19 protein-coding genes and 1 pseudogene are annotated in these 21,605 nt (G+C 69.8%); 6 read left to right on the top strand and 14 right to left on the bottom strand.

Translation table 11 applies throughout. The annotated features are described in order from the left end of the window. The first annotated feature begins 50 nt into the window (after positions 1-50). The 4 genes and pseudogenes from ACWDAG_RS03400 to ACWDAG_RS03385 all read left to right on the top strand — a co-directional run. Positions 51-1,532 carry an AlkA N-terminal domain-containing protein gene (locus tag ACWDAG_RS03400; RefSeq protein ID WP_450693864.1) on the top strand — a complete coding sequence of 494 codons (1,482 nt, stop codon included), beginning with the start codon at positions 51-53 and terminating at the stop codon, positions 1,530-1,532. Positions 1,533-1,543: 11 nt separating this feature from the next. Further along, complete coding sequence (locus ACWDAG_RS03395) at positions 1,544-2,035, top strand: methylated-DNA--[protein]-cysteine S-methyltransferase (protein WP_450693863.1); 492 nt, start codon at positions 1,544-1,546, stop codon at positions 2,033-2,035. A gap of 177 nt (positions 2,036-2,212) precedes the next feature. After that, positions 2,213-3,454, top strand: a complete 1,242-nt coding sequence (locus tag ACWDAG_RS03390; RefSeq protein ID WP_450693862.1) for a serine hydrolase domain-containing protein — start codon at positions 2,213-2,215, stop codon at positions 3,452-3,454. 73 nt (positions 3,455-3,527) lie between these two features. Continuing rightward, positions 3,528-3,614, top strand: a pseudogene (locus ACWDAG_RS03385) (hypothetical protein); the annotation flags it as partial. Between the two features lie 157 nt (positions 3,615-3,771). Here the strand turns inward: ACWDAG_RS03385 and ACWDAG_RS03380 are convergent. Together ACWDAG_RS03380 and ACWDAG_RS03375 are read right to left on the bottom strand one after the other, a co-directional pair. Continuing rightward, on the bottom strand, positions 3,772-4,659 hold the full coding sequence (locus ACWDAG_RS03380; RefSeq protein ID WP_450693861.1) for a TIGR03619 family F420-dependent LLM class oxidoreductase: 888 nt from the start codon (positions 4,657-4,659) through the stop codon (positions 3,772-3,774). A 124-nt stretch (positions 4,660-4,783) separates the two neighbouring features. Beyond that, positions 4,784-5,521: an SIR2 family NAD-dependent protein deacylase gene (locus ACWDAG_RS03375; RefSeq protein ID WP_450693860.1), complete on the bottom strand. Its 738-nt coding sequence runs from the start codon at positions 5,519-5,521 to the stop codon at positions 4,784-4,786. A 76-nt stretch (positions 5,522-5,597) separates the two neighbouring features. Between ACWDAG_RS03375 and ACWDAG_RS03370 the strand changes: the two genes are divergently transcribed. Next, a complete protein-coding gene (locus ACWDAG_RS03370; protein WP_450693859.1) occupies positions 5,598-5,798 on the top strand; it encodes a DUF2191 domain-containing protein in 201 nt (66 codons plus the stop codon). A 12-nt stretch (positions 5,799-5,810) separates the two neighbouring features. On the opposite strand, the gene ACWDAG_RS03365 is transcribed toward ACWDAG_RS03370, so the two are convergent. Both ACWDAG_RS03365 and ACWDAG_RS03360 read right to left on the bottom strand, forming a co-directional pair. Next, entirely contained in the window at positions 5,811-6,305 is a 495-nt protein-coding gene (locus tag ACWDAG_RS03365; protein WP_450693858.1) for an NUDIX domain-containing protein, read from the bottom strand. A gap of 39 nt (positions 6,306-6,344) precedes the next feature. Continuing rightward, positions 6,345-7,460: an ADP-ribosylglycohydrolase family protein gene (locus ACWDAG_RS03360; RefSeq protein WP_450693857.1), complete on the bottom strand. Its 1,116-nt coding sequence runs from the start codon at positions 7,458-7,460 to the stop codon at positions 6,345-6,347. A 289-nt stretch (positions 7,461-7,749) separates the two neighbouring features. Between ACWDAG_RS03360 and ACWDAG_RS03355 the strand changes: the two genes are divergently transcribed. Then, complete coding sequence (locus ACWDAG_RS03355) at positions 7,750-8,868, top strand: glycerate kinase (protein ID WP_450693949.1); 1,119 nt, start codon at positions 7,750-7,752, stop codon at positions 8,866-8,868. Between the two features lie 31 nt (positions 8,869-8,899). Here ACWDAG_RS03355 and ACWDAG_RS03350 read toward each other — a convergent pair whose 3' ends face one another. From ACWDAG_RS03350 to ACWDAG_RS03305, 10 genes are all read right to left on the bottom strand, one after another. Further along, on the bottom strand, positions 8,900-10,063 hold the full coding sequence (locus ACWDAG_RS03350) for an alpha/beta hydrolase (RefSeq protein WP_450693856.1): 1,164 nt from the start codon (positions 10,061-10,063) through the stop codon (positions 8,900-8,902). A 358-nt stretch (positions 10,064-10,421) separates the two neighbouring features. Continuing rightward, positions 10,422-11,276 carry a CDP-diacylglycerol--serine O-phosphatidyltransferase gene (gene pssA, locus ACWDAG_RS03345; RefSeq protein WP_450693855.1) on the bottom strand — a complete coding sequence of 285 codons (855 nt, stop codon included), beginning with the start codon at positions 11,274-11,276 and terminating at the stop codon, positions 10,422-10,424. Beyond that, complete coding sequence (locus ACWDAG_RS03340; RefSeq protein WP_099932426.1) at positions 11,263-11,919, bottom strand: phosphatidylserine decarboxylase; 657 nt, start codon at positions 11,917-11,919, stop codon at positions 11,263-11,265. Before ACWDAG_RS03340 ends, pssA begins: the two co-directional genes overlap by 14 nt. Before the next feature lie 170 nt (positions 11,920-12,089). Then, positions 12,090-13,295 carry an acyl-CoA dehydrogenase family protein gene (locus ACWDAG_RS03335; RefSeq protein ID WP_062710448.1) on the bottom strand — a complete coding sequence of 402 codons (1,206 nt, stop codon included), beginning with the start codon at positions 13,293-13,295 and terminating at the stop codon, positions 12,090-12,092. 3 nt (positions 13,296-13,298) lie between these two features. After that, positions 13,299-13,811: a MaoC family dehydratase gene (locus ACWDAG_RS03330; protein ID WP_099932427.1), complete on the bottom strand. Its 513-nt coding sequence runs from the start codon at positions 13,809-13,811 to the stop codon at positions 13,299-13,301. A 5-nt stretch (positions 13,812-13,816) separates the two neighbouring features. Further along, positions 13,817-14,782 carry an HpcH/HpaI aldolase/citrate lyase family protein gene (locus tag ACWDAG_RS03325; RefSeq protein WP_123972515.1) on the bottom strand — a complete coding sequence of 322 codons (966 nt, stop codon included), beginning with the start codon at positions 14,780-14,782 and terminating at the stop codon, positions 13,817-13,819. Further along, positions 14,779-16,827 (bottom strand): protein meaA, encoded by a 2,049-nt coding sequence (locus ACWDAG_RS03320; RefSeq protein ID WP_450693854.1) that lies wholly within the window; start codon positions 16,825-16,827, stop codon positions 14,779-14,781. Before ACWDAG_RS03320 ends, ACWDAG_RS03325 begins: the two co-directional genes overlap by 4 nt. Positions 16,828-16,844: 17 nt before the next feature. Next, entirely contained in the window at positions 16,845-18,188 is a 1,344-nt protein-coding gene (gene ccrA / locus ACWDAG_RS03315; protein WP_450693853.1) for a crotonyl-CoA carboxylase/reductase, read from the bottom strand. A 413-nt stretch (positions 18,189-18,601) separates the two neighbouring features. Then, a complete protein-coding gene (locus ACWDAG_RS03310; RefSeq protein ID WP_450693852.1) occupies positions 18,602-19,417 on the bottom strand; it encodes a TetR family transcriptional regulator in 816 nt (271 codons plus the stop codon). A gap of 136 nt (positions 19,418-19,553) precedes the next feature. Beyond that, on the bottom strand, positions 19,554-21,359 hold the full coding sequence (locus ACWDAG_RS03305; RefSeq protein ID WP_450693851.1) for a 3-hydroxybutyryl-CoA dehydrogenase: 1,806 nt from the start codon (positions 21,357-21,359) through the stop codon (positions 19,554-19,556). Positions 21,360-21,605: the final 246 nt, after the last annotated feature.

The following is a 21,605-nucleotide window of genomic DNA, read 5'->3' as shown; positions in this document are numbered from 1 at the left end:
ATGTCGGATTCTCGCCAGCCCCGGCGCCGCCCATCGCCGATGCTGGACGCATGCAGAACGGGATGCACACCGACCGAGAGCGCTGCGTACGCGCCGTCCAGTCCAAGGACGCCCGCTTCGACGGATGGTTCTTCACGGCGGTCCTGACCACCCGCATCTACTGCCGTCCCAGCTGCCCGGTCGTACCGCCCAAGCCCGAGAACATGACCTTCTACCCGAGCGCCGCCGCCTGCCAGCAGGCCGGATTCCGGGCCTGCAAGCGCTGCCGCCCCGACACCAGCCCCGGCTCCCCGGAGTGGAACCAGCGCGCCGACCTCGTGGCCCGCGCCATGCGCCTGATCGCCGACGGCGTCGTGGACCGCGACGGCGTCCCCGGCCTCGCCGCCCGCCTCGGCTACAGCACCCGCCAGATCGAACGCCAGCTGCTCGCCGAACTCGGCGCCGGCCCCCTGGCCCTGGCCCGCGCCCAACGCGCCCAGACGGCCCGCCTGTTGATCGAGACGACCGTCCTCCCCATGGCGGAGATCGCCTTCGCCGCCGGCTTCTCCTCGATCCGCACCTTCAACGACACCGTGCGCGAGGTCTTCGCGCTCTCCCCGAGCGAACTGCGGGCGGGACTGCCGAAGAAGAACGCCCCCGCGGCACCCGGCGCTCTCACCCTCCGCCTCCCCTTCCGCACCCCGCTCAACCCGGACAACCTCTTCGGCCACCTCGCGGCGACCGCCGTACCGGGTGTGGAGGAGTGGCGCGACGGCGCCTACCGCCGCACCCTCCGCCTCCCCTACGGCCACGGCATCGCGACCCTGGCCCCCGAGCCCGACCACATCGCCTGCCGCCTCACCCTCAGCGACCTGCGCGACCTGCCCGTCGCCATCAGCCGCTGCCGACGGATGCTCGATCTGGACGCCGACCCGGTCGCGATCGACGACCAGCTCCGCACCGACCCGCTGCTCGCGCCGCTGGTGGACAAGGCCCCCGGCCGGCGCGTCCCGCGCACGGTCGACGAGGCGGAGTTCGCCGTACGCGCCGTACTCGGCCAGCAGGTCTCCACGGCCGCCGCCCGCACCCACGCGTCCCGCCTGGTCACGGCACACGGCGACCCGATCGACGACCCCGAGGGCGGCCTCACCCACCTCTTCCCCACCCCGGAGGCACTCGCCGCCCTCGACCCCGAGTCCCTGGCCATGCCCCGCACCCGCCGTACCACCTTCACCACACTGGTACGCCAACTCGCCGACGGAACCATTCACTTGGGCCCGGAGAGCGACTGGCCGCAAACCCGCGCCATGCTCCTCGCCCTTCCCGGATTCGGCCCCTGGACCGTCGACGTCATCGCCATGCGCGCCCTCGGCGACCCCGACGCCTTCCTCCCGACCGACCTCGGCATCCGCCGCGCCGCCCAGGAGCTGGGCCTCCCGTCCACCCCGGGGGCCCTCACCGCACGCGCGGCGGCCTGGCGACCCTGGCGGGCGTACGCGGTGCAGTACCTGTGGGCGACCGACAGCCACCCGATCAACTTCCTGCCTGTGTAAGGACGTTCGCGATGAGTCCCGTCAAGCACCACACCGTGATCGACAGCCCGTACGGCCCCCTGACTCTCGTCGCCGCCGACGGCATCCTGTGCGGCCTCTACATGACCGAACAGCGCCACCGCCCACCGGAGGAGTCCTTCGGTGCACGGGACGAGACCCTCTTCGCCGAGGCCGAGGAACAGCTGGAGGCCTATTTCTCAGGGGACTTGAAGGAGTTCACCCTTGAACTCCACCTGCACGGAACCCCGTTCCAGGGCACCGTGTGGGCGCAGCTCCGCGAGATCCCGTACGGCGAGACCCGCTCCTACGGCGAACTCGCCGCGGCCCTCGGCAACCCGTCCGCCTCCCGCGCTGTCGGCCTCGCCAACGGCAAGAACCCGATCGGCATCATCGTCCCCTGTCATCGAGTCGTCGGCGCGAACGGCAGCCTGACGGGCTACGGCGGCGGCTTGGACCGAAAACGACGACTGCTCGATTTCGAGCGGGGAACCGCCCTGTTCTGACAGGGCACCCTGATCAGGTATGACCCTGACCCCGAGTCAGTTGTCGGGGTGCGATGGGGGGTTGGTCGGGGACGTTCCTGATGGGCGGGGCTGCCGGGGTGCATGAGACTCGTGGTCGGGCCGGGTGTTCGCCGGCCCGACCCGTCATCTTGGGAGAGCCCTGTCGTGAACTGCTCCGTGCGTCGTACCCGTTGGTCCACCGTGGCAGCCGCCGGCGCCGTGCTGGCCGCCCTGGCCGTGAGCGTCGCCGCCCCCGCCTCCGCCGCGATCCCGGCCATGGCGCCCGCGGCCGCGACGACCGGCACGCCGCTGCCCACGCTCGACCCGGTCGAGCTCAGGGCTGCCATAGGCGGCCTGCCCAGCGAGGACGTCACCGGCGCACTGCTGCGGATCACGGGAAGCGCCGGTCACTGGTCGGGCACCTCGGGCGTGGGCGACCTGACGACCGGCCAGGGCGTCCCGCGCAACGGGCACGTCCGGATCGGCAGCATCTCCAAGGTCTTCACCGCCACCGTCGTGCTCCAACTCGCGGCCGAGCACCGGATCGACCTGGACACACCCGTCCAGCACTACCTGCCGGGCGTTCTGCCCGCGGATCTGCCGCCGGTCACGGTGGGCCAACTGCTCAACCACACCAGCGGCCTGCCGCGCACGGCAGCCAACCCGGACTTCGGCGACGGCAGCCCCGAATGGTTCGCCGCCAACCGTCTGAAGAGCTTCACCCCGCAGCAGGTGATCGACCTGATGGCCGGTCAGCCGATGCAGTTCGCGCCGGGCACCGCGCAGCAGTACAACGGCATGAACTACTACGTGGCCGGCGTGCTGGTCGAGAAGATCACCGGGCACACCTTCGCCCACGAGGTGCGGTCCCGGATCACCCGCCCCCTCGGCCTGCACGACACCTACGTCCCCGACGCGGACGACCCGGACCTGCCCGGCCCGCACGCGCACGGCTATCTGATGGTCAAGTCCGCGGACGGCACCAGGCACCCGGTGGACGTCACCGAGCAGAGCCCCTGGCCCTGGGCCGAGGGCGGCATGATCTCCACCCCCGCCGACCTCGACCGTTTCATCACCGAGCTGTTCCGCGGCCGACTCCTGCCGCCGGCCCAGCAGGCCGAGCTCTTCACGGTTCCCGACGTCCCGAGCCACCACAGCAGCCAGTGCCGCACCCAGGCGGACGCCGGCCGGGCCTGCATGACCATGGGCCTGATGCGGGTCAAGGCCTCCAACGGCGTCGTGCTCTGGGGCAAGACCGGCTCCAGGCCCGGCTGCACCAGCGGCGTCTTCGCCACCAGAGACCTCTCCCGTAAGATCGTCTACTCCCTCAACCCCAACAACCTCGACGGCACCGAGATGCGCTACATACAGCAGATCGCCGCAGCCTCCTTCGGCACCATCGTCCCGGCCGGGAGCTGACACCGTGCCCGGCGCATACGTGCAGCAGATCGTGCGCCGGGGTGGTACCGGTTCGGTGCGCTAGCGGCGGGCCATGATGCTGCCGGCGTCCGCGGGGGAACCGGCCCCGGCGATCGCCCGGCTGGTCCAGGCCGACGAGGTCACGGTGCGGGAGGTTGTCCACCGGTTCAATGAGATCGGCCTGGAATGTCTGGACCGCTCAATGGGCGGGAGGCCGCCTCCACCGGCGCGGACATCCGCCGCTGGGGGAAGGGCATCCGCTGGGGCGGACGCCCCCTCGATGCGGTCGCTTGATCACCCCGTTCCCTGCCACGCCATCAGGTGAGTCGTGGGGTGATCTCGGCTGCGACCCACTCCATCGCCGCCTCGACATGCTCCGCCGCGACGGGCAGCCACAGGGTGCAATCGGTGAGCCCTGCCTCGGCGAGCTGCTCGAGGTCGTCGGCGACGCTCGCTGCGGTGGGCGCAGCGCCCCCGAGTGGTCGCCCCGGTGGCGGAACCGCCGCGGGGATACCGGGCGGAGTGAGGAAGGCAGCTGAAGCGAGCGCCATGCGGTCGACATTTCCCCCGCCGTCGGCGAGGGCATACAGGCGGCGCCGGACGTCGGTGACTTCCGCGGCGTCGGCGCCGGTGCCGTACCAGCCGTCGCCGAACTGCAGCACCCGGCGCAGGGCTGCGTCACTGTGTCCGCCGACCCACACGGGCGGACCGCCGGCGGTGAGCGGAGGCACTCCCAAGTGCGCCTCACGCAGTGTCGTGAAAGGCCCGTCGAAGTCCGCGGGCCGTCGGGTCCACAGGGCCTTGGCGGCGGCGAGGTGGTCGTCGGTGCGTGCACCGCGTTCACGCGCGGACACGCCGACGGCCGCGAACTCGTCCGGGTTCCAGCCGGTGCCGACGCCCAGGATCAGGCGGCCGCCGGACACCACGTCCAGGGTGGCTGCCTGGTTGGCGAGCACCAGCGCCGGGTAGTACGGCGCGACGAGGACGGACGTCAGCAGCCGCAGGCGCGTGGTCGCCCCTGCGACGGCCGACAGCAGGACAAGCGGGTCCGCGTCGAGGCCGAAACCGCTGTCCAGGAGCCGGTTGCCGACCGCGACATGATCAAAGCCCAATTCCTCGGCGTGGCGTGCGGCGCGGAGCACGCCGGCTCCGTCGTCGAGCGGCCAGCGTGGTTGAAGGGAGACGCCCAGGCGCAGCAGGGGCATGAGGTTGCCTTTCGGTGGCAGTCCGGTGGCGACACGACGATCACCTGATCCGTCACCACACTCAACTCACGCTCCCCCCGCATTCATCCCGGCCGGGAGGCAGTGCACCTTCCCGGTCACAGCACTAGCTGCGGCTCTCCGCGTTCAACCGGTCCAGGAGTTCCGGCAGTGCGGTGCCGATGGGTTCGTGGATCACCTCGTCGGCCCGGTCGTCGTACGGCGTCGCCTCGGCGTTGACGATCACGAGTCGCGCCCCGTTGTCGGCGGCGACGCCGGCGAGCCCGGCCGCGGGCTGCACCTGCAGGCTGGTGCCGACGGCGATGAACACGGAGCAGGCCTTGGTGATGGCGAGAGCCTCACCGAGGACCACCGGATCGAGCCGCTCGCCGAACATCACGGTCGCCGACTTGAGAATCCCCCCGCACTCCAGGCACGCCGGGTCGTCCTCCCCGGCCTCGACCCGGGCGAGAGCGTCCTCCATCGGCCCGCGCGCATGGCACCCGGTGCACACGAAACTCCGTGCGGAGCCGTGCAGTTCGAGCACCTTGCGGGCGGGCATTCCGGCGAGCTGATGCAGCCCGTCGACGTTCTGCGTGATCACCCGCACGGGCACCCCGGACCGCTCCAACTCCGCCACCGCCCGGTGCGCGGCGTTGGGTTCGGCCTTCAGCGCCCGGTTCTTGCGTCGCATCTGCCACGACCGCCGCCGGATCTCCGGATCGCCCATGTAGTACTCGTACGTCACGAGCTTCTCGGCCCCGGGATCCTTCCGCCACAGCCCGTTCGGGCCGCGGTAGTCGGGAATCCCGGAGTCCGTCGAGATACCGGCACCGCTGAGGATCGCGACGAGGGGCTTGCTCATGGCACCGAGGGTAGGACGCAGGACCGGGTGCGGCGAACGGATATTCGTGGGCGCTCTCCGGTGCTAGGTTCCGGCCATGGCCAAGGTCACCGTCTCGCTCGATGCCGAACTCGTCGTGGAAGTCATGGTCCTTGCGGGCGTCGGCAACCCTCAGGACGCCGTCGAGCTGGTCGTCCGCGACTACATCGAGCGCGGCCACCGGACCGAGGCCCGGGTCGCCGCGAGGGACGAGGGTCTGCGCGAGGTGGACCTCAAGCCCCGCGATCCCGAGGGGTGAGTCGACGCCCGGTCACGCCACCCGCCGCCCGTTCTCCAGCTCGGCGGTGCCCGAGCCCTCAGCCAGGACGTCCAGGGCGACCCGGACGCGGTGACCGAGGGTGCCCAGCAGGTAGTCGTCGAGTTCCTCGCGGGGCACGAGGCGCCAGGAGAGCAGTTCCTCCTCCTGGAGGCGGATCGCCTTGAGGTCGTCCTCGTCGAGGAGGCCGCCGTCGTACAGGTAGGCCACCAGCGGCGGCCAGCTCGGCTTGTACACCCAGTCGACCGCGAGCAGCCGGCCCAGTTCGCGGTCGAGACCGATCTCCTCGAGCGTCTCGCGGCGCGCGCCCTGGCGCGGGGTCTCGCCGTCGTCGGACTCGATCGTGCCGCCCGGCAGGGCCCAGCCCTCACGGTAGTTGGGCTCTACGAGCAGCACCCGGCCCTCGGCGTCGCGGAAGAGGGCGGCGGCCCCGGCGAGAATCCGGGGCAGGCCGGCGAGGTACGTGGCGAAGTCTGGCGTGGACGTCATCCAGGAAGGGTAACCAGCCCGCGCAGCCTTCTCCCGTCCTCACCGCCCGGCCGGGGATGACAGGCCAGGCTCGGCCTTCGGCTGGATCTCCGCCTCCGCCAGCTGCACCGTCCGCTCCGCCAGCTCGCTGATCCGTACCCCGTCGAAGCCGAACACCGCACTGCGGACCGTGTCCTCCAGTGGCTCCTTCCACTGCGCCGGAATCGCGTCGGCCCCGCTCAGCACCCCGGCCACCGAGCCGGCCGTCGCCCCGTTGGAGTCGGTGTCCAGGCCGCCGCGGACGGTGAGCGTGATGGTGCGGGTGAAGTCGCCGTCGCCGTACAGAAGCCCCGCGGTGAGCACGGCGGCGTTCGGGATGGTGTGGATCCAGCCGAGCCCGGCGGTCTCCTCGGCGACCGTCGTGAGCGTGTCCTCCCAGGTCATCCGCGTGTCGTGGAGGGAGACGACCCGCCGCACGGTACGGGCGAGCCGGCTGCTCGCCGGGATGACGGCGAGGGCTTGGTCGACCGCGTGCCGCACGGTGGGCGCGGTGAACGCCGCCGCGATCAGCGCCGCCGCCCACATCGCGCCGTACACGCCGTTGCCGGTGTGCGACAGCACCGCGTCCCGGCGGGCCAGGGAGGCGGCGCGGCGCGGGGTGCCCGGGCAGGTCCAGCCATAGATGTCGGCGCGGATCAGGGCGCCGATCCACTCCTGGTACGGGTTGTCGTACGTGGCCGTCAGCGGCGGCTTCAGCCCGTTGGCGAGATTGCGGTAGGTGGCCCGCTCCGCCGTGAACGTCTGCAGATAGGGCAGCCGCAGCAGCCACAGCTCGCCCACCTGCTCGGTGCTGAAGTCGAAGCCGTGCGTCTCCAGGAGGTCCAGGCCGAGGATCGCGTAGTCGACGTCGTCGTCGCGGCAGCTGCCGTGGATACGGCCGCGCACGCACTGCCGCCACTCGGGGCGCAGCTCGAAGCCGTCGCTCTCGTCGGCGGGCTCGGGAAGATAGTCGGTGAGGGGCAGGGCGGCGGCCTGCCGCAGATAGCGGTCGATCCGGTCCCGCGTCCACAGGTCGCCCTGCTCGACCGGCTTGCCGAGCATGTTGCCCGAGATCCGGCCCAGCCAGCCCCCGAGGATGCGGTCCGCGAGCTCTGGCTCAGTGCCCACAGGGGTCATAGCAGAAGGTTTACCCAATTTGGCCGCAGGCTGCGCGGCGTTCGACGAGGGGCGCGCCCCAAAGGGGCGCGGGGCTGTGTCGATGTGCGGCTCCGCCGCGTGGGCGCGACCAGCCACGACGACGCTGCAGACGATCGACGGCGTATTCGCTCATCCCGCGGAGCGCCAGGCGTCCAGGCTGCGGTCACGGAATGACGCCGGCGGCATCCGCCGGTTAAGGTCGCAGCGGCGCGACTGGCCTTGACGTGCGCGAGGCCCGGAGAGCAAGGGGAAACAGGTGACACAGCGCGTGCTCATCGCCGCGGACAAGTTCAAGGGGTCGCTGACGGCCGTGCAGGTCGCCCAGCGGGTGACGGCCGGGCTGCGCCGGGTCGTGCCGGAGCTCCAGGTGGAGTCGCTGCCCGTGGCCGACGGCGGCGACGGGACCGTGGACGCGGCGGTCGCGGCCGGTTTCGAGCGGCACGAGGTGCGTGTCGCGGGGCCGCTGGGCGACGAGGTGACGGCGGCCTTCGCACTGCGCGCAGGTACGGCGGTCGTGGAGATGGCCGAGGCGAGCGGGCTGCAGCGGCTGCCGGCCGGCGTCTTCGCGCCGCTCACGGCATCGACGTACGGCTCCGGTGAACTGCTGCGGGCCGCGCTGGACGCGGGCGCGCGCACGATCGTCTTCGGCGTCGGCGGCAGCGCGACCACCGACGGCGGTGCCGGCATGCTGTCCGCACTGGGCGCGCGGTTCCTGGACGCGGACGGTGAGCCGGTTCCCCCGGGCGGCGGCGGACTGAGGGAGCTCGCCTCCGCCGACCTGTCCGGCCTGGACCCGCGCCTCGCCTCCGTCGAACTGGTCCTGGCCAGCGACGTCGACAACCCACTGACCGGACCGAAGGGCGCACCCGCCGTCTACGGCCCGCAGAAGGGCGCCTCCCCGGACGACGTGGCGAGCCTGGACACGGCCCTCGCGCACTACGCGAAGGTGCTGGAGGAAGCGGTCGGCGCGAAGGCGGCGGAATGCGCCGCGTCCCCGGGCGCGGGAGCGGCGGGCGGCATCGGCTACGGCGCCCTGCTCCTCGGTGCCCGTTTCCGCCCCGGCATCGAGGTGATGCTCGACGTGCTCGGCTTCGCGGCGGCGCTGGAGTGGGCGGATCTGGTGATCACCGGCGAGGGCTCCCTGGACGAGCAGACCCTGCACGGCAAGGCCCCGGCGGGGGTCGCGGCAGCCGCACGTGCCCGCGACAAGGAGGTCGTGGCGGTGTGCGGGCGGCTCGCCCTGCCGCCCGAGGCGCTCGGTCGGGCCGGAATCCGGCGGGCGTATCCCCTCACGGCGGAGGAGCCGGACGTCGCGAAGTGCATCGCGGACGCCGGCCCCATCCTGGAGCGGGTGGCGGAGCAGATCGGGCGGGACTTCCTGAGCTGAGCCCGGGGCCCCAGGAAGCCGGGCGGAGATCCTAGGGGAGCGGAGTCAGCCCGCCGTCGTCGTCACGGTAGAAGCTGCCGCTGGTCTGGTCCTCGATCCTGCCCTTGTCGAGCCATTGCATGGACATGTGGTGCACCACCTTGGCGGGGCGCTCCCAGACGACGGAGTGTCCCACATCGGCCAGCTCGAACATCAGCTTGTGCGACCCCTGCACCGCGTTGTACAGGGCGGGGACGGAGAACGTCAGAACCGGCGGGAGCACCGGGACCGGCGGGGTGTTGGCCTGCCTGTCCAGCTCGCCGTAGACGATGGCCACGGGCACCCGGTCACCGAGTATGGCGGTGTCCGACGCGTCCTTGAGCGGTGCGGTCTGGTTGTTCCAGCCCCACCAGTACGTGTTGCGGTAGCGCAGGACGCCTTCGAAGACGCCCGGTGACAGCTCCGGTCCCCAGGTGCTGCCCACGGCGTCGTTCGCCATCATGGCGTCCCACACCACGTCGCCCATGTTGGGCTCCCGCTGGAGCGGGCTGCCCTGCTCGCGGTCCCAGGCGCTCTTGAAGCCGGTCTTGCTGCCGACGTTCATCGGGAAGCCCCAGAGGACTGCCGGTGTGGACAGGGGCAGGGTCGCCGCCTCCGCCGGGCGCCCGAAGGGGTTCGAGATGTCGCCGGACCAGCGGCCGCCCGGCGGGAAGATCGGGGCGAGCAGGAACAGGCTCTTGACGTTCTCGGGGTGCTGGAGGATGTAGGGCCCCATGACGAAGGCCGCGGCGGACCAGCCGATGAAGTCGATCGGGCCGGTCGTGCCGGTCTGGGTCTTGATGAACTGGACCACCGTGTTGAGTTCTGCCCACTCGCTCTCGGCGTTGCCCAGCTGGTGCGGGTAACTCGGTGTGCACTTGGCGGTCAGCGGGTTGGGGACGAGTACCGACTCCTGCTGCGCCGGGTTGGCGTTGCACGGGTTGTCCATCTCCGGGCGGGGCGATCGCCCGTTGCCCTGGAGGTCCATCAGGAAGACGTCGTAGCCGTGCTGGGCGAGCTGCTGCGCCCAGCTGTAGCGGGTGGCGGGGCCGCCGGAGCCGGCGGGGACCACGAGGTCGAAGCCGGCGACCGCGGGTGTGCTTCTGCCGTGGAGCATCAGCACCGGCGGCGCGTCGGGCGTGTTGGGCTTGCGGTACTCGCGCACGAACAGGCCCACCGTTTGACTCCCGTTCGCCGGAATCGTCGAGATGTGTGGGACGACATGATCCGTGGGAGTGAGTCCGGATGCGGGCATGGCTGTCCTCCGATCCGAGAGGAGGGATGAATCCCCATCGCTGAATCCCGCGCCCCCGAATGGGGATATGTCCCGGTCAATTTCCAGTGGAATCCCCCGGTTTCCACCATCCTCCCCGCCCCTCTTCTCTGCAACCCGGCCCGGTCCAGGGGTAGTTGACCGGTCAAGGGCAAAGCCGTACGCCCTTGAACCCGAAACGGGTGACGCAGAACGGGTGACGCGAAACGGGTGTGGCCCGAGCCTTCAAGGCTCGGGCCACACCCGTCAGTGGGGGCGAGGGTCAGGGCAGCTGCGCCGCCCGCGCCTCGCGCCGGTTGTCGCGGAAGTTGTTCACCCGGCGGGCCGTGGCGAACAGCGGAATCACCGCACCGGTGACCAACTGGAGCGCACACCCCGTCTGGAGGAGCAGCTGGCCGCTGGGGGCGTCGAACGCCCATGCCGCCAGCAGGCCCATCGACACGACGATCCAGGACAGCATCGCCACCGCGAGACGACCCCGCGGCTTCGGGTACTCGACCCGGCTCACCATCAGCCAGGCCGTACCGAGGATCGCCAGGAGCGTCGCGAAGAAGGGCAGCTCCAGCAGGACGATCGAGACGACCGTCAGTGCGCCGAACGGTGACGGCATGCCCTGGAACATGCCGTTCGGGACGGTCACGCACGAGAATCTCGCCAGGCGCAGTACCACGGCCAAGAGCACCACGATTGCCCCGACCGCGGCCACCCGCTGATGAGCGCCCTCCGCGACCATGCCGTAGACGAGGACGAAGTACGCCGGCGCCAGACCGAAGCTGATCAGGTCCGACAGGTTGTCCAGCTCCGCGCCCATGGGGGAGGAGCGCAGCTTGCGCGCCACCAGGCCGTCGAACAGGTCGAAGACCGCCGCGCACAGCATCAGGATGACCGCCGTGGCCGCGCTGTTGCGGGCCATGCCGGTCTCCTGGTCGCCGGTGAGGTGCGGGATCAGGATGCCGGTGGTGGTGAAGTACACCGCCATGAAGCCGCACGTGGCGTTGCCGAGGGTGAGGGTGTCCGCTATTGAGAGGCGGAGGGAGAGGGGCATCTCCTCCTCTTCGTCCACCTCGTCGGCCTCGGGCACCCAGCCCGCCTGGGTATCAGGATCAATCACGGTCAATGCGAGTCACCCCAGCCACGGTCTTCTGGCCGACCTCGACCGCGACGTCCACGCCCTCGGGCAGGTAGATGTCGACGCGCGAGCCGAAGCGGATCAGACCGATGCGGTCACCCTGCTCGACCTTCGTCCCCTGCGGGATGTACGGCACGATGCGGCGGGCCACCGCGCCGGCGATCTGGATCATCTCGATGTCGCCGAGTTCGGTGTCGAAGTGCCAGACTACGCGCTCGTTGTTCTCGCTCTCCTTGTTGAACGCCGGAACGAACCCGCCGGGGATGTGCTCGACCGACGTCACCGTGCCGGAGAGCGGCGCGCGGTTGACGTGGACGTTGAGCGGGCTCATGAAGATCGCGACGCGGGTACGGCCGTCCTTCCACGGCATGATGCTCTGCACCACACCGTCGGCGGGCGAGATGACCCGGCCCGGGGCGATCTCGCGCTCGGGGTCGCGGAAGAACCACAGCATGCCCGCCGCTAGCGCGGTGGCGGGCACGGCCACGGCCTTGGCGACGCCGGAGCGGCGCGCACGGGCCAGGCTGAGGGCTGCGGTGGCGACGGTCGGCAGAAGCCACGGCGATGCTCCGCGCGCGAGGCGTACGCCGGCCCGGCTGTCGCGTGGTGCAGAGGTTTGGCTGTGGGGCATGGATGACCTTCGTAGCGGATGATGCCGCGCAGTAACGGGGGACGGCGGCTTTCCCGGGATGGTACCGGTCGCGGGCCGCAACTGGGCAAGCCAGGAAGCCGAGTCGGCGACCGAAGAGTGCTGACGGGGTGTGATCTTCTTCTCCAAGAAAACACCCCGTATCCGGACATCTAACCCTGGAACCGATACTCTTCGAGCAACCTGCGACCGATGATCATTTTCTGGATTTCGGCGGTACCTTCACCGATCAGCAGCATCGGAGCCTCACGGTAGAGGCGCTCGATCTCGTACTCCTTGGAGAAGCCGTAGCCGCCGTGGATTCGGAACGCGTCCTCCACGACCTCCTTGCAGTACTCGGAGGCGAGGTACTTCGCCATCCCGGCCTCAAGGTCGTTTCGTTCCCCAGAGTCCTTTTTGCGTGCCGCGTTCACCATCATGGCATGCGCGGCCTCGACCTTGGTAGCCATCTCGGCCAGCTTGAACTGGATGGCCTGGTGCTGGGCGATCGGTTTGCCGAAAGTGTGACGCTGCTGGGCGTACTGGACGCCGAGCTCGAACGCACGCTGAGCGACGCCGCAGCCACGCGCCGCCACGTTCACACGGCCGACCTCCACGCCGTCCATCATTTGGTAAAAACCTCGGCCGGTCTCGCCGCCGAGCACGCGGTTGGCCGGAATCCGCAGGCCATCCATGATCAGCTCGGTGGTGTCGACGCCCTTGTAGCCCATCTTGTCGATCTTCCCGGGGATGGTGAGGCCGGGGCGGACCTCTCCGAAGCCGGGTTCCTTCTCGACCAGGAAGGTCGTCATCGACTTGTGGGGCGCGGTGCCCTCGGGGTGTCCTTCATCACTTCGGACCAGTACGGCGACCAGAGATGACGTTCCGCCGTTCGTCAGCCACATCTTCTGGCCGTTGAGGACGTACTCGTCGCCGTCCTTGACCGCCTTCGAGGTGATGGCGGACACGTCCGAGCCGAGGCCCGGCTCCGACATGGAGAAGGCGCCGCGGATGTCGCCGGCCGCCATGCGCGGCAGGAAGTGGTCCTTCTGCTCCTGCGTGCCGTGCTGCTTGAGCATGTACGCCACGATGAAGTGGGTGTTGATGATGCCGGAGACCGACATCCAGCCGCGGGCGATCTCCTCGACGCACAGGGCGTAGGTGAGGAGCGACTCGCCCAGGCCCCCGTACTCCTCGGGGATCATCAGGCCGAACAGGCCGAGTTCCTTGAGGCCGTCGACGATCTGCTGCGGGTACTCGTCGCGGTGCTCCAGCTCGGTGGCGACCGGGATGATCTCCTTGTCCACGAAGTCGCGGACGGTGGAGAGGATCTCCTGCTGGATGTCGGTCAGACCGGCGGTCTGGGCGAGACGGGCCATGGCTTACTTCTCCTGCTGCTTGAGCTCGGGGCGGCCCGGCTGCTCGCCGCCGCGCTCCTTGATGTAGGTCTCGGTGGGGACCATGACCTTGCGGCGGAACACGCACACCAGCGTGCCGTCCTGCTTGTAGCCCTTGGTCTCGACGTAGACGATGCCGCGGTCGTTCTTCGACTTCGACGGCGTCTTGTCGAGGACGGTCGTCTCGCCGTAGATCGTGTCGCCGTGGAAGGTCGGCGCCACGTGCCGCAGGGACTCGATCTCCAGGTTGGCGATCGCCTTGCCCGACACGTCCGGCACGGACATGCCCAGCAGCAGCGAGTAGATGTAGTTGCCTACGACGACGTTCTTGCCGAAGTCCGTCGTGTTCTCCGCATAGTTGACGTCCATGTGGAGCGGGTGGTGGTTCATGGTGAGGAGACAGAAGAGGTGGTCGTCGTACTCCGTGACCGTCTTCCCGGGCCAGTGCTTGTAGACCGCCCCGACCTCGAACTCCTCGTAGGTGCGTCCGAACTGCATCGCGCTCAGGCCTCCGGGATCTCGAACTTCGACGTGCGCTGCATGCCCGCGGCACGCCCCTTGCCGGAGATGACGAGCGCCATCTTGCGGCTGGCCTCGTCGATCATCTCGTCGCCGAGCATCGCGGAGCCCTTCTTGCCGCCCGCCTCGGACGTGTAGTAGTCGTACGCGTCCAGGATCAGCTCGGCGTGGTCGTAGTCCTCCTGCGAGGGCGAGAAGATCTCGTTCGAGGCCTCGACCTGGCCCGGGTGCAGCACCCACTTGCCGTCGAAGCCGAGCGCGGCGGCGCGCCGGGCGACCTCGCGGTAGCCGTCGATGTTGCGGATCTGCAGGTAGGGGCCGTCGATCGCCTGGAGGTTGTTGGCGCGGGCGGCCATCAGGATCTTCATCAGGATGTAGTGGTAGGCGTCCGCCGGGTAGCCCGGCGGCTGCTCGCCCACGACCAGCGACTTCATGTTGATCGAGGCCATGAAGTCGGCCGGGCCGAAGATGATCGTCTCGACGCGCTGGGACGCCGTCGCGATCTCGTTGACGTTGTTGAGGCCCTGGGCGTTCTCGATCTGCGCCTCGATGCCGATCTTGCCGACCTCGAAGCCCATGGTCTTCTCGATCTGGGTCAGCAGGAGGTCGAGGGCGACGACCTGCTGGGCCGTCTGCACCTTCGGCAGCATGATGCAGTCGAGGTTCTGGCCGGCACCCTCGACGACCGTGACGACGTCGCGGTACGTCCACTCGGTCGTCCAGTCGTTGACGCGCACGACCCTCGTCTTGCCGGTCCAGTCGCCCTCGTTGAGGAACTTGACGATCGTGTGCCGCGCCTCGGGCTTGGCGAGCGGCGCGCACGCGTCCTCGAGGTCGAGGAAGACCTGGTCGGCGGGGAGGCCCTGCGCCTTCTCCAGGAAGCGGGGGTTGCTCCCGGGGACCGCGAGACAGGAGCGTCGCGGACGCAGACGGTTGACGGGCGTGGTCATGCGGGGACCTCCAGGGGGTCGAGCTTGTTCGCTGTCCGGATCTCGTCGACGATGCGGCCGATGATTCCGGTGATGTCGAAGTCCTTCGGGGTGAAGACCGCGGCCACTCCGGCGGCCCGCAGCTGTTCGGCGTCACCATTGGGGATGATGCCACCGGCGATCACCGGTATATCTGTGGCACCGGCCACACGGAGGCGTTCCAGCACGTCCGGGACCAGCTGGGCGTGCGAACCGGAGAGGATGGACAGCCCTACCGCGTGCACGTCCTCGGCGAGGGCCGCGTCCACGATCTGCTCGGGCGTCAGCCGGATGCCCTGGTAGACCACCTCGAAGCCGGCGTCACGGGCCCGCACGGCGATCTGCTCGGCGCCGTTGGAGTGCCCGTCCAGGCCCGGCTTGCCGACCAGGAAGCGCAGCTTGCCGACGCCGAGGTCGCGGGCTGTGTCCTCCACCTTGCGGCGCACCTCGCTCAGCGCCGAGCCCTCCGCCGCGGCGACCGCGACCGGCGCGGACGACACGCCCGTCGGGGCCCGGAACTCGCCGAACACCTCGCGCAGGGCCCCGGCCCACTCGCCGGTCGTGGCCCCGGCGCGGGCGCACTCCAGGGTGGCCTCCATGAGGTTGTCGGTGCCCTTGGCGGCCTCCTTCAGCTTCTCCAGCGCCTTGCACGGGCGCGGGTGGTTGAAGGGCGGCTGGTAGCGGGTGTCGCGCCAGTGCTGCAGGGAGGCGATGACCCGGGCCTCGACAGCTGGATCAACTGTCTGGATGGCTGTATCGAGATCCGCGGTGAGTGGATTGGGCTCGGTCGTCTCGAAGATGTTGACGCCGACGATCTTCTCTTGACCGGACTCAATACGAGCGCGGCGCTCGGCGTGCGAGGAGACGAGCTGCGACTTGAGGTAGCCGGACTCGACGGCGGCCATCGCGCCGCCCATCTCCTGGATGCGCTCGATCTCGGCGAGGGACTCCTCGACAAGCTTCGCGACCTTCGCCTCGATGACGTGTGAGCCCTCGAAGATGTCCTCGTACTCCAGCAGGTCGCTCTCGTGCGCCAGGACCTGCTGGATGCGCAGCGACCACTGCTGGTCCCAGGGGCGGGGCAGGCCCAACGCCTCGTTCCAGGCCGGGAGTTGGACGGCACGCGCGCGTGCGTCCTTGGAGAGGGTCACGGCCAGCATCTCCAGCACGATCCGCTGGACGTTGTTCTCCGGCTGCGCCTCGGTCAGGCCCAGGGAGTTGACCTGGACGCCGTAGCGGAAGCGGCGGTGCTTGGGGTTCTGGATCCCGTAGCGCTCAAGCGTGATCTTGTCCCAGATCCGCCCGAAGGCGCGCATCTTGCACATCTCCTCGATGAACCGGACGCCGGCGTTCACGAAGAAGGAGATGCGACCGACGACGTCGCCCATGCGCTCCTGCGGCACCTGACCGGAGTCCCGGACGGCGTCCAGGACCGCGATCGCCGTGGACATCGCGTACGCGATCTCCTGGACCGGCGTGGCGCCCGCCTCCTGCAGGTGGTAGCTGCAGATGTTGATCGGGTTCCACTTCGGCATGTGGGAGACCGTGTACGCGATCATGTCCGTCGTCAGACGGAGGCTCGGCCCCGGCGGGAACACGTGCGTGCCGCGGGACAGGTACTCCTTGACGATGTCGTTCTGGGTCGTGCCCTGGAGCCTGGTGATGTCCGCACCCTGCTCCTCGGCGACGACCTGGTAGAGCGCCAGCAGCCACATGGCGGTGGCGTTGATCGTCATCGAGGTGTTCATCTGCTCCAGGGGGATGTCCTGGAACAGCCGGCGCATGTCACCGAGGTGCGCGACCGGCACACCGACCCGGCCGACCTCGCCGCGGGCGAGGATGTGGTCGGAGTCGTAGCCGGTCTGCGTGGGCAGGTCGAACGCGACCGACAGGCCCGTCTGACCCTTGGCGAGGTTGCGCCGGTACAGCTCGTTGGACGCCTCGGCCGTGGAGTGACCGGCGTACGTGCGCATGAGCCACGGCCGGTCCTTCTCCCGCACGCCTTCGGCGGGCTGACGCTCAGTCATCTATGACCCCGGGTGTCTCAGATGTTGCGGAAGCGGTTGATGGCGTCGATGTGCTTGGCGCGCATCTCCTCGTCGCGCACGCCGAGGCCCTCCTCGGGGGCCAGGCACAGCACGCCGACCTTGCCCTGGTGGAGGTTGCGGTGCACGTCGTACGCGGCCTGCCCGGTCTCCTCCAGGGAGTAGACCTTCGACAGCGTCGGGTGGATCTTGCCCTTCGCGATGAGCCGGTTGGCCTCCCAGGCCTCGCGGTAGTTGGCGAAGTGCGAGCCGATGATCCGCTTCAGGGACATCCACAGGTAGCGGTTGTCGTACTCGTGGTTGTAGCCCGAGGTCGAGGCGCAGGTGACGATGGTGCCGCCCTTGCGCGTGACGTACACGGAGGCGCCGAAGGTCTCGCGGCCGGGGTGCTCGAAGACGATGTCGACGTCCTCGCCGCCGGTCAGCTCGCGGATGCGCTTGCCGAAGCGCTTCCACTCCCGTGGGTCCTGCTCGTGCTCGTTCTTCCAGAACTTGTAGTCCTCGGCGTTGCGGTCGATGATCGCCTCGGCGCCCATGGCGCGGCAGATCTCGGCCTTCTGGGGGCTGGAGACGACACAGATGGGGTTCGCGCCGCCCGCCAGCGCGAACTGGGTGGCGTACGAGCCGAGGCCGCCGCTCGCGCCCCAGATCAGCACGTTGTCGCCCTGCTTCATGCCGGCGCCGTTGCGGGAGACCAGCTGGCGGTACGCGGTCGAGTTGACCAGGCCCGGAGCGGCGGCCTCCTCCCAGCTGAGGTGGTCCGGCTTCGGCATCAGCTGGTTGGACTTGACGAGCGCGATCTCGGCGAGGCCGCCGAAGTTGGTCTCGAAGCCCCAGATGCGCTGCTCGGGGTCGAGCATCGTGTCGTTGTGGCCGTCCGACGACTCGAGCTCGACGGAGAGGCAGTGCGCGACGACCTCGTCACCGGGCTTCCAGGCGTTGACGCCGGGGCCGGTGCGCAGGACGACGCCCGCGAGGTCGGAGCCGATGATGTGGTACGGCAGGTCGTGGCGCTTGGTCAGCTCCGACAGCCTGCCGTAGCGCTCCAGGAATCCGAAGGTCGACAGGGGCTCGAAGATCGAGGTCCACACGGAGTTGTAGTTGACCGAGGAGGCCATGACGGCCACCAGGGCCTCGCCCGGGCCGAGCTCCGGCAGCGGAACCTCGTCCAGGTGGATCGACTTGCGCGGGTCCTTGTCGCGGGTCTCCAGGCCCGCGAACATCTCCGTCTCGTCCTTGTGCACGGTGATCGCGCGGTACGACTCGGGGAGCGGCAGGGCGGCGAAGTCGGCCGGCGTCGAGTCCGGCGACTGGATCGCGTCCAGGATGTCCTTCGTGGTCACGGTGTTGCCTCCGGCGATACGCGTCCTGAGGGAGGGACGCTGAGGGTTACGTCGGTGCTGCTGAGGGTTTTTTGAGAAGTGCCGTCGGTTCGGCGGTGGTGCTGTTCGGCAGCGCTTTGTGGCGCGGGAGGTTGCCTGTGACGCAGGCGTCCGGGCGCGCAAGCCATGGGCTTGAGGGGACAGCCGACGTGCGGTAGGTCTCTGCACGCCGGCCGCCCGGACCCCTTCAACGTATGACACCGCGTGTCACCTCGCAAGGCACTGAGTGCCAGAGATTGCTCTCAGGTGAAATCTTTACGTAACAAATGAGCGATGATCGATCGAACGGGGGCTGAAAGATGCTGGAAAAGGGGCTCTGACATGCCAAAACGGCCACCCCGAGGGGTGGCCGTCATCACAGGGCTGGGAGGGGCTCAGCGTTCCTTGAGTGCCTGCTCGATGGTCCGCATGACCTCGTCCAGCGGGGCGTCCGTGCGGGCGACGGTGACCAGGACCTCGCCCTGGGTGGAGACGGCCGCGGGAACCGCCGGCCTGGTGGCCGTCGTGCTGCGCCCCGCCCCGATGCCCGTCCCGAACGTCTTGCGCACGATCGCGAAGGCGTGGTCGAGCTGGGCCTCCACGTCGCCCTGCCCGCCGGCCCGCAGCCAGCGTCTGAGGACGTGGTTGTGGGCGGTGACCACGGCGGACGCGGCGACCTCCGCCAGCAGCGGGTCGTCGTTGGCGTCGTCGTCGTGCGCGTGCTCGTCGAAGTGGCCGAGGAGATAGCGGGTGAAGAGGCGCTCGTAGCGGGCCACCGACGCGATCTCGGCCTCGCGCAGGGTGGGCACCTCGCGCGTGAGCTTGTAGCGGGCGACCGAGATCTCCGGCCGCGCCGCGTACATCCGCATGACTTCCTTGATGCCGCGGCACACCGTGTCGAGCGGGTGCTCGTGCGCGGGAGCCGCATTGAGCACGGCCTCCGCACGGATCAACGTGTCGTCGTGGTCGGGGAAGATCGCCTCTTCCTTGGAGCGGAAGTGGCGGAAGAAGGTGCGGCGCGCGACCCCGGCCGCGGCCGCGATCTCGTCGACGGTGGTCGCCTCGTACCCCTTGGTCGCGAACAGCTCCATCGCCGCGGCCGCCAGTTCGCGGCGCATCTTGAGCCGCTGGGCGGCCGCGCGACTGCCTGCGGCACTTTCCGGCGCGTCGGGCGTAGCTGGTGTACGTGAGGACTTGGCGGGCTGGGACATGACCCGAACGTACTGCATGTGCGCAGCTTGTTGCGCGTGTACGGGGATGACCCCGCCCTGTGCGGGCGGGGGTCCTCCGGCGGGGCCGAGCAGTCCGCCCCAGTCCGTCTCGCCTCGGAACCAGTCGCCGGCGCCGTCAGCGGCGGGCATATTCGCGGAAGCCACGGCCCGTCTTGCGGCCGAGGCAGCCCGCGGCCACCAGGTGCTCCAGGAGCGGCGCCGGGGCCAGGCCCGGGTCGCGGAACTCGCGGTGCAGGACCTTCTCGATCGCCAGGGAGACATCGAGCCCGACGACGTCCAGGAGCTCGAAGGGGCCCATCGGGTAGCCGCCGCCCAGCTTCATCGCCGCGTCAATGTCGTCAAGAGATGCATAGTGTTCCTGCACCATCTTGATCGCGTTGTTGAGGTACGGGAAAAGCAGCGCGTTCACGATGAAGCCCGCACGGTCGCCACAGTCGACCGCGTGCTTCTTGATCCGTCCACACACCTCGCGGACCGTCGCGTGGACGTCCTCGGCCGTCAGCACCGTACGGACGACCTCGACCAGCTTCATCGCCGGCGCCGGGTTGAAGAAGTGCATGCCGATCACGTCCTGCGGGCGCGAGGTGGCGCGGGCGCAGGCGACGACGGGCAGCGAGGAGGTCGTGGTGGCCAGGACCGCGCCCGGCTTGCAGACCTTGTCCAGCGCCTGGAACAGCTGCTGCTTGATCTCCAGGTCCTCGGCGACGGCCTCGACGGCCAGGTCGACGTCGGCGAAGGCCTCGTACGAACCCGCCGCGGAGATCCGGTCCAGGGTCTGTGCGGCGGCCTCGGCGGTCATCCGGCCCTTGTCGACCGAGCGCGAGAGCGACTTGCCGATACGGGCCTTGGCGGCCTGTGCCTTCTCCTCGCTGCGGGCGGCGAGGACGACGTCGTACCCGGCCTTGGCGAAGACCTCGGCGATGCCGGAGGCCATGGTGCCGGAGCCCGCGACGCCGACGGAGCGGACCTGGCGGCCCGGGGTGAGGGCGGAGCCGTCCAGCGGCGTCAGCGCGTCCCGCACGACGGTGGCGCTGCCGGGAGCCTCGTAGGTGTAGAAGCCACGGCCCGACTTACGGCCCGTCAGGCCCGCCTCGCTGAGCTGCTTGAGGATCGGGGCGGGGGCGTGCAGCCGGTCGTGGGACTCGGCGTACATGGCCTCCAGGACCGTGCGCGCGGTGTCGACACCGATCAGGTCGAGCAGCGCGAGGGGGCCCATCGGCAGACCGCAGCCGAGCCGCATCGCCGCGTCGATGTCCTCGCGGGAGGCGTACTTCGCCTCGTACATCGCGGCCGCCTGGTTGAGGTAGCCGAACAGCAGCCCGTCGGCGACGAACCCGGGCCGGTCGCCGACCGCGACAGGCTCCTTGCCGAGGTCGAGGGCGAGGTCGGTGACCGCGGTGACGGCCGTCGGCGCGGTCAGCACCGAGGAGACGACCTCGACGAGCTTCATCGCCGGAGCCGGGTTGAAGAAGTGCAGGCCCAGGACGCGCTCCGGACGGGCCGAGTCGGCCGCCAGACGAGTCACGGACAGGGCGTTGGTGCCGGTGGCCAGGATGGTCTCCGGGCGGACGATGCCGTCGAGTTCGCGGAAGATCTGGTGCTTGATCTCGTACGACTCCGGAGCCACCTCGATGACGAGGTCGGCGTCGGCCGCGGCCCGCAGATCGGTGGAGGTGCTCACACGGGCGAGGGCGTCCGCGCGCTCCTGCTCGGTCAGCCGGCCCTTCTCCACGGCGCGGGCGGTGGCCGCCTCCAGAGTGGCGAGGGCCTTGGTGGCCGCGGCCTCGCTGATGTCGATGCCGACGACCTTGCGGCCGGCCTTGGCGAGGACCTCGGTGATACCGGTGCCCATGGTGCCGAGGCCGACGACGGCAATGGTCGTGAGCGAAGAGGAAGGGGTGTGGGACAGGGGAGTGGCCATCGCGGGACTCCAGGCATGAGGGTGACGACTGGGAGAGCGCCCGGGTGCGCCGAGGATGGCCGGCCGAAGCCGATCTGGCGCACCGGGTGCGTGAAGGAATGCGGGTGTTTCCGGGCTGCAAGCGCACACGCCCGGTACCTGCCGTCGCCGTGGGCGCGCACACGCCTGGAGCGAACGGTGGGTGATTCGACCGGCCCTGTCCCGTGGCCGGGTCGTGCTGCGGTACCTGAAGTACCGAACCGACTT

Source organism: Streptomyces sp. NPDC001157, from assembly GCF_053598255.1.
The sequence above is the reverse complement of the archived record's forward strand: the minus strand, read 5'-3'. Positions and strand labels throughout refer to the sequence as shown.

What these genes read in the sequence shown, in the direction of transcription:
- ACWDAG_RS03400 (WP_450693864.1), top strand. Translation starts at nt 51, where the DNA reads ATGCAGAACGGGATGCACACCGACCGAGAGCGCTGCGTACGCGCCGTC.
- ACWDAG_RS03395 (WP_450693863.1), top strand. Translation starts at nt 1,544, where the DNA reads ATGAGTCCCGTCAAGCACCACACCGTGATCGACAGCCCGTACGGCCCC.
- ACWDAG_RS03380 (WP_450693861.1), bottom strand. Translation starts at nt 4,659, where the DNA reads ATGCCCCTGCTGCGCCTGGGCGTCTCCCTTCAACCACGCTGGCCGCTC.
- ACWDAG_RS03375 (WP_450693860.1), bottom strand. Translation starts at nt 5,521, where the DNA reads ATGAGCAAGCCCCTCGTCGCGATCCTCAGCGGTGCCGGTATCTCGACG.
- ACWDAG_RS03370 (WP_450693859.1), top strand. Translation starts at nt 5,598, where the DNA reads ATGGCCAAGGTCACCGTCTCGCTCGATGCCGAACTCGTCGTGGAAGTC.
- ACWDAG_RS03365 (WP_450693858.1), bottom strand. Translation starts at nt 6,305, where the DNA reads ATGACGTCCACGCCAGACTTCGCCACGTACCTCGCCGGCCTGCCCCGG.
- ACWDAG_RS03360 (WP_450693857.1), bottom strand. Translation starts at nt 7,460, where the DNA reads ATGACCCCTGTGGGCACTGAGCCAGAGCTCGCGGACCGCATCCTCGGG.
- ACWDAG_RS03340 (WP_099932426.1), bottom strand. Translation starts at nt 11,919, where the DNA reads ATGCCCCACAGCCAAACCTCTGCACCACGCGACAGCCGGGCCGGCGTA.
- ACWDAG_RS03335 (WP_062710448.1), bottom strand. Translation starts at nt 13,295, where the DNA reads ATGGCCCGTCTCGCCCAGACCGCCGGTCTGACCGACATCCAGCAGGAG.
- ACWDAG_RS03330 (WP_099932427.1), bottom strand. Translation starts at nt 13,811, where the DNA reads ATGCAGTTCGGACGCACCTACGAGGAGTTCGAGGTCGGGGCGGTCTAC.
- ACWDAG_RS03325 (WP_123972515.1), bottom strand. Translation starts at nt 14,782, where the DNA reads ATGACCACGCCCGTCAACCGTCTGCGTCCGCGACGCTCCTGTCTCGCG.
- ACWDAG_RS03320 (WP_450693854.1), bottom strand. Translation starts at nt 16,827, where the DNA reads ATGACTGAGCGTCAGCCCGCCGAAGGCGTGCGGGAGAAGGACCGGCCG.
- ACWDAG_RS03310 (WP_450693852.1), bottom strand. Translation starts at nt 19,417, where the DNA reads ATGTCCCAGCCCGCCAAGTCCTCACGTACACCAGCTACGCCCGACGCG.
- ACWDAG_RS03305 (WP_450693851.1), bottom strand. Translation starts at nt 21,359, where the DNA reads ATGGCCACTCCCCTGTCCCACACCCCTTCCTCTTCGCTCACGACCATT.